The 12,353-nt window shown below is 39.8% G+C and carries 12 protein-coding genes; all 12 read left to right on the forward strand.

The window, feature by feature from the left end:
* Nucleotides 1-54 precede the first annotated feature (54 nt).
* Complete coding sequence (locus AC4E96_RS06165; RefSeq protein WP_490255214.1) at nucleotides 55-1,548, forward strand: cryptochrome/deoxyribodipyrimidine photo-lyase family protein; 1,494 nt, start codon at nucleotides 55-57, stop codon at nucleotides 1,546-1,548.
* A gap of 93 nt (nucleotides 1,549-1,641) precedes the next feature.
* On the forward strand, nucleotides 1,642-2,742 hold the full coding sequence (gene serC / locus AC4E96_RS06170) for a 3-phosphoserine/phosphohydroxythreonine transaminase (RefSeq protein ID WP_488033106.1): 1,101 nt from the start codon (nucleotides 1,642-1,644) through the stop codon (nucleotides 2,740-2,742).
* Nucleotides 2,743-2,746: 4 nt separating this feature from the next.
* Entirely contained in the window at nucleotides 2,747-4,039 is a 1,293-nt protein-coding gene (aroA, locus tag AC4E96_RS06175; RefSeq protein WP_490255215.1) for a 3-phosphoshikimate 1-carboxyvinyltransferase, read from the forward strand.
* 178 nt (nucleotides 4,040-4,217) lie between these two features.
* Complete coding sequence (gene cmk / locus AC4E96_RS06180; RefSeq protein WP_490255216.1) at nucleotides 4,218-4,895, forward strand: (d)CMP kinase; 678 nt, start codon at nucleotides 4,218-4,220, stop codon at nucleotides 4,893-4,895.
* Nucleotides 4,896-4,988: 93 nt separating this feature from the next.
* On the forward strand, nucleotides 4,989-6,656 hold the full coding sequence (rpsA, locus tag AC4E96_RS06185) for a 30S ribosomal protein S1 (protein ID WP_488033109.1): 1,668 nt from the start codon (nucleotides 4,989-4,991) through the stop codon (nucleotides 6,654-6,656).
* Between the two features lie 78 nt (nucleotides 6,657-6,734).
* The gene (locus AC4E96_RS06190; RefSeq protein WP_488033110.1) at nucleotides 6,735-7,016 is read left to right on the forward strand and encodes an integration host factor subunit beta; all 282 of its coding nucleotides are present in this window, start codon (nucleotides 6,735-6,737) and stop codon (nucleotides 7,014-7,016) included.
* 62 nt (nucleotides 7,017-7,078) lie between these two features.
* Complete coding sequence (locus AC4E96_RS06195; protein WP_488033111.1) at nucleotides 7,079-7,291, forward strand: lipopolysaccharide assembly protein LapA domain-containing protein; 213 nt, start codon at nucleotides 7,079-7,081, stop codon at nucleotides 7,289-7,291.
* Nucleotides 7,284-8,438, forward strand: a complete 1,155-nt coding sequence (locus AC4E96_RS06200) for a hypothetical protein (protein ID WP_490255217.1) — start codon at nucleotides 7,284-7,286, stop codon at nucleotides 8,436-8,438. Before AC4E96_RS06195 ends, AC4E96_RS06200 begins: the two co-directional genes overlap by 8 nt.
* Nucleotides 8,439-8,477: 39 nt before the next feature.
* Nucleotides 8,478-9,170 (forward strand): orotidine-5'-phosphate decarboxylase, encoded by a 693-nt coding sequence (pyrF, locus tag AC4E96_RS06205; RefSeq protein WP_490255218.1) that lies wholly within the window; start codon nucleotides 8,478-8,480, stop codon nucleotides 9,168-9,170.
* Between the two features lie 78 nt (nucleotides 9,171-9,248).
* On the forward strand, nucleotides 9,249-10,145 hold the full coding sequence (locus AC4E96_RS06210) for a WYL domain-containing protein (protein WP_490255219.1): 897 nt from the start codon (nucleotides 9,249-9,251) through the stop codon (nucleotides 10,143-10,145).
* Nucleotides 10,146-10,370: 225 nt separating this feature from the next.
* Complete coding sequence (locus AC4E96_RS06215) at nucleotides 10,371-10,871, forward strand: lipid-binding SYLF domain-containing protein (RefSeq protein ID WP_488033120.1); 501 nt, start codon at nucleotides 10,371-10,373, stop codon at nucleotides 10,869-10,871.
* Between the two features lie 151 nt (nucleotides 10,872-11,022).
* The coding region (locus tag AC4E96_RS06220) for a bifunctional metallophosphatase/5'-nucleotidase (protein WP_490255220.1) at nucleotides 11,023-12,353 on the forward strand (1,331 nt) is incomplete at its 3' end.

Consider the following 12,353-nt stretch of genomic DNA (forward strand, 5'->3'; position numbering starts at 1 on the left):
CTAAACTTTAATTTCCATTGTCGAATAGACCTGATTGAGCGTTAACGAACGAGTATGTCTGTAAATGTTATATGGCTAAAAAGGGACCTGCGCCTAGAGGATCACGAGAGTTTTAATGCCGCCAAACAAAGTAAACTTCCCGTTATTGTTTTGTACGTGGTTGAACCAGAATATTGGTGTTTGCCCGATACAAGTCAGCGTCAATTTGAATTCATAAAGCAATCGCTAGGCGAATTAACGAAAGCGCTAAATCACCATCAAATGGTGATTACAATTAGACAAGGAGATGCCACCACTATTTTGAATAATATTCATCGTCATGTACCAATCAAAAATATCTATAGCTATGAAGAGACAGGGAACGACTGGACATTCGAAAGAGATAAAAAAGTAGCCAAATGGTGTAAAAAAGCTCAAATAACCTGGCGACAGTTTAGGCACAAAGCCGTAGTGCGCGGAAGGTTAAATCGCAATAACTACAATAAAGTTATCGAAGATTTTTACAATGACTTGACCTACTCACCATTTCGACCGATTGAGTGTTACTTAAACAAAAATACGGGGCTTGAGTTTTTTGATACATATCCAGGCAATGATGCTTTAACGACGGTATCGCCTCAATTGGGCGGGTTACATCAAGCTCACACAACGTTGGAGAGCTTCCTAGAGACGCGGCTAAGTTCTTACTTATATGGGATAAGTAGTCCGATAAAAAGTCAAACCTGCAGTTCTCGGCTCAGTCCTTACTTGGCATATGGTGTATTGTCGCTAAGAACCGTAATGAAAAAGGCGTTAGAAGTAGATGACCCAAAGCTTAAACGAAACCGAAATGGGTTTATATCGAGGCTGCATTGGCATTCGCACTTCGTTCAAAAGTTTGAATCTGAACCTCAACATGAATTTCGTGCTGTAAATCGCAGCTTGGATGGAATGCGAAGAAATGACTTTTGTGAGACGCGATTCTCTCGATGGCGCGAGGGAAACACAGGAATGCCATTCGTCGATGCATGCATGCGTATGCTTAATCACAACGGCTGGATAAACTTTAGAATGAGAGCAATGTTGACGTCTTTTTCGAGTTACCATTTGTGGTTGCATTGGCAAAGGCCTGCGCACCACTTGGCGCAAATGTTTGTTGATTACGAGCCAGGTATCCACTATCCGCAAATTCAAATGCAATCGGGTGTGACTGGAATTAACCCATTTAGAATTTACAATCCACTGATCCAAGCCCAGAAATACGACCCGAATAATTACTTCGTTAGGCAATGGATACCGGAACTAGACCATGTCCCTGACAGCTTTATACAACAACCCTGGCTATACACCAAGCTAAAGGAAGATAGGTACTACAAAATAGAACCACCTGAGCGACTCGCTCAACAAGCTCGTTTAAGAATTAAAGAATATTACCAACAAAACGAAATACAATCTGAAACACAAAGAGTAATAAAAAAACACGCTAGTCGTCGTCGCAATGGAACCAAAAATCTCAAAAAGAAAAACACCCAAAGTGTAGTGAGCTCAGGTCAACAATCTTTGTTTTAAAATATCTGTATTAGCCCTTGTTTCCCGCGTTTGAGGAGGTTAGAGTAAAAGTTCAATTTACTTATTCTCACCAAATACGTACGCAGGAATACAATGACGGTTTATAACTTTTGCGCTGGACCCGCGACCTTACCTAAAGAAGTGATGCAAAAAGCACAGTCCGAACTGATCAATTGGCAGGACACTGGCTGTTCTGTTATGGAAATGAGCCATCGCAGTAAAGAGTTTATTGCCGTGTATGAAAATGCCGTTGCTGCGCTCAAAAAGCTAATGGATATTCCTGATAATTATAGCGTGCTGTTTATGCAAGGGGGTGGCCGTGGTCAATTCGCTGCTGTACCTATGAATCTAAACCAAGGTAATACGGCAAACTACGTCACAACAGGGCAATGGTCATCTGACGCTGTTGATGAGGCAAGTAAGTTTATGACGGCCAATGAACAAGTCTGCAGAGTGGTAAAAAACGGCTTATCAAGTGTTTTACCGTTTGATAAATGGACCGTTGATGAAAGCGCCGATTTCATTCACTTTTGTTCGAATGAGACGGTTGATGGGATTGAAATATTTGAGTCACCTAAGGCATTAAAGGTAACGCGTAACGTACCAGTTGTCTGTGATATGTCATCTAATATACTCTCTAGAAACATTAATGTTACAGACTATGACATTATATATGCCGGTGCTCAGAAGAATATAGGCCCGTCTGGTTTAAGTATCGTTATTATTAATAACGCGTTACTAAAAAGAAGTCCAAACAACATACCGAGCTTGTTAAATTACCGCGTTACCCAAGAAAAAGAGAGTATGTTCAATACGCCTCCTACTTTCGCTATCTATCTTTCCAAGCTTGTATTTGAGTGGTTATTAGAAAATGGCGGCGTTGACGCTATAGAGAAAGTAAACAAAGAAAAAGCGGCCTTACTGTATAAGGCAATCGATGAATCCAATTTATATGAAAACCGTGTCGCAAAAGAAAATCGCTCTTTGATGAATGTTACATTTTATCTCAAAGACGAATCATTAAACGATGAATTTCTGGCCGCCGCTAAAGAGCGTGGCTTAGTTGCATTGAAGGGGCACAGGAGCGTCGGTGGAATGAGAGCGAGCATCTACAACGCGATGCCAATTGAAGGCGTTCAAGCGCTTACAGAGTTTATGAAAGAATTTGAATTACAACAGGAAGGAAAGAAGTAAATCCATGTCATCAACGTTAACATTAACCCATAAAACAGATTGCAAAGGTGATATCACAGTTCCTGGATCAAAGAGTTTATCGAACAGAGCTTTATTACTAGCGGCGCTTTGTGAAGGTACCACAACCATTACCAATCTTTTAGACAGTGATGACATACGCCACATGCTAAAAGCCCTAAATCTGTTAGGCGTGAAGACAGAATTAAATAATGACAAAACGGTGTGCACTGTAACTGGTGTCGCGGGGCAATTTGAAACACCAGAGTCAGAGTTGTTTTTAGGTAACGCAGGTACAGCAATGCGTCCCCTTGCGGCAGTCTTAGCGTTCAGTCAGGTCAACGCCAAATTAACCGGCGAACCAAGAATGTATGAACGCCCAATTGGACATTTGCTAGATGCACTGTCACCGGTTGCACCAAACATTGTAGCCTCACAGGAACCAGGTTTTCCGCCATTGGACATAAAACCTTTCGATGCGACTTCGCTTAACCAGTCCATTGAAATGAAAATCGATGGCAGTGTTTCAAGCCAGTTTTTATCGGCGTTGTTGATGGCCGCACCAATACTTAACCAACCGGTTAAAATTTCTATGATTGGCGAGCTCGTTTCTAAACCATACATAGAACTGACCTTGTCAATCATCAAGCAATTCGGTGTAGACATCAAAAATAACAACTATGAATCTTTTGAACTTACCGGTGAAGAAACCTATCAATCCCCTAAAACGTTCATGGTGGAAGGGGATGCGTCATCCGCTTCTTATTTTTTAGCGGCTGGGGCCATTAGCGGTGGACCAGTGAATGTATATGGTGTTGGTAGAAATAGTGTGCAAGGTGATATTCAATTTGCGGACGTATTAACAAAAATGGGTGCTAAGGTTAGCTATTTCGATGACCACATTTCTGTTGAATCAAACGGTCAATTACAAGGTGTCGATTTAGACCTTAATCATATTCCAGATGCGGCAATGACGATTGCAACAACAGCGCTATTTGCAAAAGGCACGACGACTATTCGCAATATATACAACTGGCGTGTTAAAGAAACAGACCGTTTGGCGGCGATGGCAACAGAACTTAAAAAGTTTGGTGCGCAAGTAGAAGAAGGGCACGACTACATCAAGGTCACTCCAAATAAAGAATTGCACGTAGACATAGACACCTATGATGATCACAGAATCGCGATGTGTTTTTCATTGCTTATATTTAAAGAATGTGGCGTTACTATTAATGACCCAGAGGTTACGAGTAAGACTTTCCCAGATTACTTTGAACGCTTTTCAACATTGTTTGATTAATCATTTAATGGTTATTGACTAAACACCTTTTCCTTACAAAAGCTGTTTAGTTTGGGGATTTTAGAGCAAGCTTTTCGGAATGTATGGATCCCCAAACACAAACCTTCAATTAAAATTAATTCTTTTTTGAGGCTTTTTGCGTATAATACCGCCCGCAAATTTAGCGAGTGGAGTATTTATGGAGCAATCAGTACCAGTAATCACAATAGACGGCCCAAGCGGTGCAGGTAAAGGCACAGTTTGTCGTTTATTAGCTCAACGATTTGGATGGGAAATTTTGGACAGCGGTGCGATTTATCGCGTATTGGCTTTAGCCGCCATTCACCACCAAATAGAACCAAGTGATGAAGAGAGTTTGATTCCCTTAGCAGCACATTTGGACGTGCAGTTTGAGTCAAGCGAAGATGCCTCAAAGATCATCTTAGAAGGTGAAGAGGTGACCCACTCAATTAGGAATGAAGAAGTCGGTGGTGTAGCGTCACAGATAGCCTCATTACCACGAGTTCGAGAGGCGCTATTGCGTCGCCAACGCGCTTTTCGTCAGGCACCAGGTTTAATCGCCGACGGTCGTGACATGGGAACGGTTGTGTTTCCAGATGCAACAATTAAAGTGTTTTTAACTGCAAGTGCTGAAGAACGTGCAAATAGGCGTTTTAAAGAGTTGCAGGGCAAGGGTCACGATGTTAAAATCGGCGACCTTTTGAGCGATATTCAGGCTCGTGATGAGCGGGATATGAACAGAAGTGTAGCTCCATTAGTGCCTGCAGAAGATGCAATCACTATAGATTCTACCAATCTAAACGCTCATCAAGTCTTTGAACAGCTTATAGAAGTCGTTGAAAGTAAAATAAAATAACCATTTAGAAAGCCTTGTTAGCATGGAAGTAACAAGTTAAACATCAACCCCTTTGTCGCAGGAACGCAACATTGGATTAAATGAAGATAAATCATGACAGAAAATTTTGCTCAATTATTTGAAGAAAGCCTTCAAACTATCGAAACACGTCCAGGTTCAATTGTTAAAGGTACAATCGTATCTATCGAACGTGACTTAGTATTAGTAGACGCTGGCCTTAAGTCAGAATCTGCAATCCCTGCAGCACAATTCAAAAACCACGCTGGTGAATTAGAAGTTAGCGTTGGTGACGAAGTTGACGTTGCTCTAGATTCAATCGAAGACGGTTTCGGTGAAACTATTCTTTCTCGTGAAAAAGCTAAGCGTTATGAAGCTTGGGTTCGTCTTGAGAAAGCGTGTGAAGAAGAAGAGATCGTTAAAGGTCTTATCTCTGGTAAAGTTAAAGGTGGTTTCACTGTTGAAGTTGAAGGCATCCGAGCATTCTTACCTGGTTCTTTAGTAGACGTTCGTCCTATCCGTGACACGTCTCACCTTGAAGGTAAAGAGCTAGAGTTTAAAGTTATTAAATTAGACCAGAAGCGCAACAACGTTGTTGTTTCTCGTCGTGCAGTTATCGAAACTGAAAACTCAGCAGAGCGCGAACAGCTTCTTGCTAGCCTTGAAGAAGGTTCAGAAGTTAAAGGTATCGTTAAGAACCTTACTGACTACGGTGCGTTCGTTGACCTTGGCGGTTTAGACGGTCTACTACACATCACTGACATGGCTTGGAAGCGCGTTAAGCACCCAAGTGAAATCGTTGCAGTTGGTGACGAGATCGACGTTAAAGTTCTTAAGTTCGACAAAGAGAAAAACCGTGTTTCTCTTGGTCTTAAGCAACTTGGTTCAGATCCTTGGGGCGACATCGCTGGTCGTTACCCAGAAGGTTCACGTCTTAAAGGTCGTGTTACTAACCTTACTGACTACGGTTGTTTCGTTGAAATCGAAGACGGCATCGAAGGTCTTGTACACGTTTCTGAAATGGATTGGACTAATAAGAACATCCACCCATCTAAAGTTGTTAACTTAGGTGACGAAGTTGAAGTTCTAGTTCTTGAAATTGACGAAGAACGTCGTCGTATTTCTCTAGGTCTTAAGCAATGTAAAGACAACCCATGGGAAGTATTCGCTAAGTCACACAACAAAGGTGACCGCGTATCAGGTAACATCAAGTCAATCACTGACTTTGGTATCTTCATCGGTCTTGACGGTGGCATCGACGGTCTTGTTCACTTATCTGACATTTCTTGGAATGTTGCAGGTGAAGAAGCGGTTCGTGAATTCAAGAAAGGCGACGAAATCGAAGCTGTTGTTCTACAAGTAGACCCAGAGCGTGAGCGTATCTCTCTAGGCGTTAAGCAAATGGATTCTGATCCGTTCTCTGAATACTTAGAAAACAACAAGAAAGGTGCAGTTGTTAAAGGTACTATCAAAGACGTTGACGCGAAAGGCGCAACTGTTGAGCTAGGTACTGACGTTGAAGGTTACATCCGTGTATCTGAAATTTCACGTGACCGCATCGAAGACGCTTCTACAGTATTAACTGCTGGTTCAGAAGTTGAAGCTAAGTTTGTTGGTGTTGATCGTAAGAACCGCACTATCAGCTTATCAATCAAAGCGATTGACGAAGCAGAAGAGAAGCAAGCGTTAGATAATTTACAAAATCAAACGCCTGAATTCGAAAATGCGATGGCTGCTGCATTTAAAAATGCACAAAAAGACTAAGCTTTTGAATTTAAATGAGCTATAAATATAAGGGAGCGTAATGCTCCCTTATTTTTGTCTCAATATTAGGTGATATAAATGACTAAGTCTGAACTTATAGAAACATTGGCAGATCAACATCAACAACTACCGATTAAGGATGTTGAGACTGCAGTAAAAAGTATTATTGATAATATGGCGGAATGCCTATCAAGTGGTGAACGTATTGAAATACGTGGTTTTGGTAGCTTCTCATTACACTATCGAGCGCCTCGAGTAGGTCGTAATCCTAAATCAGGTGAGTCTGTGGAATTAGGTGCGAAATACGTTCCTCATTTCAAACCAGGTAAAGAATTACGCGAAAGAGTTGATTTTAAGTAATACCTGATTGACTATAATCGAGACATACAATAGCCTTATACCCCTAACATAGGGGTAGGCTTTTGAAATTTATAAAAACGTTACTTTTTATTTTTGCATTGCTTTTTGCACTTGCACTAGGAAGTGAAAATGGCCACGAAGTTGTCATAAACTTATTATTTGTTCAATTGACAGCGCCACTTTCCCTTTTGTTATTGTGTACCACTTTGTTAGGCGCATTGGTTACTAGCCTGACTATTTCATTGAAAAAGGTATTCAACAAAAAAGATGCTTGAACTGTTATTTTTGTTGTTACCAGTCGCCGTTGCCTACGGTTGGATAATGGGCAAGCACAGCGCTAAAAAGGAACTTTTCAAACAGCAAAATTCCCTTAATCAAGCCCTAAACTCTAGTGTCACCTTGTTATTAAATGATAAAGAAGAGCAAGCTTTCGATCGTTTAATTCAGTATTTTGATGACACACCTGCAAATATTGAGAATTACCTTACACTCGCTAAGCTTTTCAGAAAAAAAGGCGAAATCGACAAAGCGATTGCTATCCATGAAGGTTTGGTCAACACCGACCAAATTGATATTCCAGCCTTTGAATTAGAAATAATAAAACTTGAATTAGCTCAAGACTTCATGTCGGCTGGTATGTTAGAGCATGCTTTAGATTGTTTGATGCCATTATTGAAGTCCGATCACGCAAATGAAGCACTACTAATGGTCTTGCATATTTACGAGCAGACACGAGAATGGCAAAAGGGTATTGATGCCTATTTAAAAACAAAGTCTAGTGCTATTAACGAACAGAGCAGGCAACTAACCAGTCATTTTTATTGTGAACTCGCTGATCAAAGCGATAATGTAAAAGCCAAAAAACAGAATTATAAAAGAGCACTAAAAGTAAATTCTCATTGTTTACGAAGTCTTGTGTCGTTGGCGAAGATATATCTGCTACTTAACAATAAACAAAAGTCTCGTGAATTAATCATTCAAGCATTAGATAAAGAACCAACATTTGCTCCTGCATTATTTGATATAGCGCCTGAGTGTTTTGTTGATGAGTTTGAACAAGCTGCATGGCTATATTGGCTATTGAAAGAAAAAAACATTTCTAGTGTGAATGCCCATAATCAAATGGCCGATTTCATAGCGAAAGAAAAAGGTATTGAAGCCGCTAGGCAATACATTATACAACAACTACAGTATGTACCGAGCGTACGTGGATTTGGTAAATTAATTGAACTTGAAAAAGAGTTCTTTATGTCAGATGAACATTTTGACCAATTACAAAAATTGGTTAAACATTACATTGAACTAAAGCCAAATTACGAGTGCAAGTCCTGTGGGTTTTCGACCAATAACTTTAGTTGGCGCTGTCCAGCTTGTAACAGTTGGCAGACAATAAAGCCGCTTACAGGGTTAGATGGAATTTAAACGTCAATTTTGAATTTTAACTTTTTGAAAGAGTAGAGCGTGGAAGATATAAAAATTGTAGTCGCATTAGACTTTGATAAACAACAAGATGCCTTAGCCCTTGTCGATCATTTAGACCCAAAGTTATGTCGACTTAAGGTTGGTAAAGAAATGTTTAGTCATTTTGGACCAGAGTTTGTTAAAGCGTTGCACGCTCGTGGCTTTGATGTGTTTTTGGATCTCAAGTTTCACGACATTCCAAACACTGTTGCTAAAGCAGTGAAAGCGGCAGCGGATTTAGGAGTTTGGATGGTTAATGTTCACGCTAGTGGTGGCGTAAAGATGATGGAAGCGGCAAAAAAAGCACTGGAGCCTTATGGTGAATCGGCGCCGCTATTAATTGCGGTCACGGTTTTAACCAGTATGGGTGAAGAAGACTTACAAGAACTCGGTATCGAACGCAGTCCCGCAGAACAAGTTTTATTCTTAGCGGGTTTGGTCAATAAGGCCGGCTTAGATGGCGTAGTATGTTCTGCTCAAGAAGCATCGATGCTAAAAGATACGTTTGGTGAAGACTTTAAATTAGTCACACCAGGTATTCGAACTGCATCAGCTTCTAATGACGATCAGAAACGTATCATGACTCCCAAGAAAGCAGTGGACAGTGGTTCTGACTACTTAGTGATCGGTCGTGCGATTACCAAGTCACAAGATCCAATTACAACAATGAAAGAGATCTATCAGTCTCTTTAAATGAAACCTCGAAAAGCTCGTTATTTAACGGGCTTTTTTTATTAACTTATAATTAATAAAAATAAAAGATAACAATCAATGGGCGCTTCACATTCAAATAATAAAAATAAAATGGAATCCTTAAACACCACTGAAAAACAAATGTTGGCTTTTGTCGATTTTAGCTTATTTTTCAAAGGGCACTTAAATGCGTTCTCGTTGCAAGAGCGATTCGGAACTGCACCTAGCGAAGCACTTAAAGCTTTTGCCCTGTATAAAGGCTTTGCGCCTGAAAATATAATTGAAGATCCAGAGAATCAACGTTTGTTTCAAGCAACAAATTTTAAACCTATGTTTGAGTATGATGTAAGGAAAACGCTGGTAAAGCTGTCCAACCAAATATCAGATGGGTATGACGCTATTACTAATCAACCATACCCAATTCAAACACCATCTTTACTAAACGTTCCAGAATTATTGGTTGTTGCGCGACTTTCACAAGCAATAATGAATGGAAATGCAGTCAGTATTATATACACCTCGGTAAGTAGTGGCTCTGCAGCACGAGAAGTTGTGCCGCATAGTATTGTCGATAATGGATTAAGATGGCATGTCAGGGGTTATGATCGCAAATCAGACAGCTTTAGGGACTTTGTTTTAACAAGGATAAGTAAAGTTACTTTATTGTCTAACCAAATTGATAAAAGAGAGTCTAAACACTTTGACGAGCAATGGAATACGCCGATTACACTTGAAATAGTCCCACATCCAAATAACATTAAATATTCCACTGCCATCGAAATTGATTATGGTATGACCGATGGAATGTTGAAAATACAAACCAATGCAGCTCTTGTCGGATACTTATTAAGACGGTGGAATGTTGATTGTTCTCCAGATGCCAAGTTAAACGGGGGAGAATATCAACTTTGGCTTCGAAACCACCTTAATATACGTGATGTGCAAAATAGTGTAATCGCTCCTGGTATATCTTAAACAAAATGAAGACGACTAAAGCCTCAAATTATATTGGGGCTTTTTGTTATAGGGACTATAGTTATTCTTATGTCTAAACAACTGTTTTAATTTGTATTGTTTTATGGAGCTATTATGAACCGCCAACCAAACCCACGCTTTATTACCCAATTCGCACATTCCTTTCTATCTCTTAAAACTTGTTTCGTGTTATTCGTTTTATTTGCGTTAAATGGGTGTGCATCTATGGGAGATGGTACGCCGCAAGACAAACGAGCAGCGATACATGATATGGAAAAAGAAGCTTTGAGGGAGCTTTATAAAGCAAAACCAGATACAAGGGCTCAAATAGCGACTGCACCTGGTTATGCAGTGTTCAGTAACGCAAATGTTAATTTTATATTTGTCGCTGCGGGCACCGGGTACGGTGTTGTAAAAAACAAAGTCTCTGGTAAGACATATTATATGAATATGGCAGAAGCGGGCGTTGGTTTAGGCTTTGGGGCTAAAGATTACCGAATTGTTATGGTATTTCACAACGCTAAAGCACTAAAAGATTTTGTTGAAAACGGTTGGACCTTTGGAGGAAACGCCGATGCAGGAGTTAAAGCAGGAGGCAAGGGCGGCTCTTTAGAAGGTGAAGCGTATTACGGTGATGTCACAGTTTATACCTACACCGAAAGTGGCATTGCACTGCAAGCTACAATAAAAGGAACCAAGTTCTGGTTGGATAAAGAACTAAACTAACTCGTTATTATCTATGTTAAACACCAATACACAACCTTTAATAAAATACCTCCGGCTGATGTTTCTAATCTTTAGTTTCATCAGCGCCTATGTTGTGTCCGCATCAAACATCAAAAATGAAAATAATATAACCATAGTGTTTAGCGCAGACATGCCAGCAATGTTGAACAAATTACAGGGCGATTATAGAAACCTAGCCTACCTTGTAAAAAAACAAAGACAAAAAGAGGTTCCAAGTTTTTTCATCTTTGGTGGTGGCTCTATAGGACCAAGTCCAATGTCTTCCTTTGATAAAGGTTCACATATTATCGACATATTAAATACAATCGAACCTGACGCGATGGCAGTAACAAAAAGAGAATTTATCTACTTTGAAGATGAGTTATCAATGCGCGCTTACGAAGCTGGCTTTCCTATATTTTCTACTAATCTGGTTGATAAGAAAACATCGACACCTCTTGATGGACTTAGTTCACATGTCGTAATAGAACGAAAAAATAAGAAAATGGCGGTGTTTGGGTTAATTAACGAGTCAGTCATTGAAGAATATTTGTTAAAAAGAGTAGAAGTAATAAATCCGATAGATGCAATAACAAGTGAGTTAAAACGAGTTTCACCTGAAGATCCCGATATTACGTTGTTAATAGTGTCCTATTATGACCAACGGATTCAAAAAATAATTAATAGTCAGGTTATTGATCTCATAATCATTACAGACACGTCTTTGTCAGAGAAAAATATTCAGTCATTAAAACGAGATAAAAATGTTGTTTTATATAACGAACCGCATACTGGTTTAGTCATTAACACTAACGGTAAGGACCACTATGTTGACTATATAAGTTTGAGCAACCTTCCGGCTGACAATGCGATAAGTCAACAAATTGAAGAATATACCACGCGATTAAACCGCCTTCTGGATACAGAATTAGGTATATTTGCAAGCCGTATCAACACTACGAGGAGATCGGTCAGAAGTGAAGAAAACGCATTTGGAAACTTATTAGCCGATTCAATGAGGTTATTTACTGGAAGTGATATTGCCTTGATAAATGGTGGCGTAATTAGGGGGAATAACGTATACAACCCAGGCACTCCAATAACCAGGGGCTTGATAGCGACTGAGTTACCATTTCGAAGTCGTGTGGTGATGATAAAAGTGACAGGGAAGCAGATACTAGAAGCCCTTAATAATGGAGTCAGTAAAATTACTGAATTGAAAGGTCGTTTTCCCCATGTTTCAGGTCTTAAATATGAAATTAATAAATTAGGCGAAGAATTTCGTGTTCAGTCAGTGTATATAAATGGCCAGCCGCTGGTAATGAATGACGAATACACCGTCGCTACCTCTGACTATATAGCCGCCGGGGGAGATGGTTATACAATGTTTAAAAGCAATAAGACCATGTCTATTGGAGTTCGATTGGCGCCTTTGTTATCTGAGGTTTTGATCAGTTACATTCAAGAACTTAAAGTTATTAA

The sequence above is a fragment of the Psychrosphaera sp. genome (assembly GCF_982872775.1).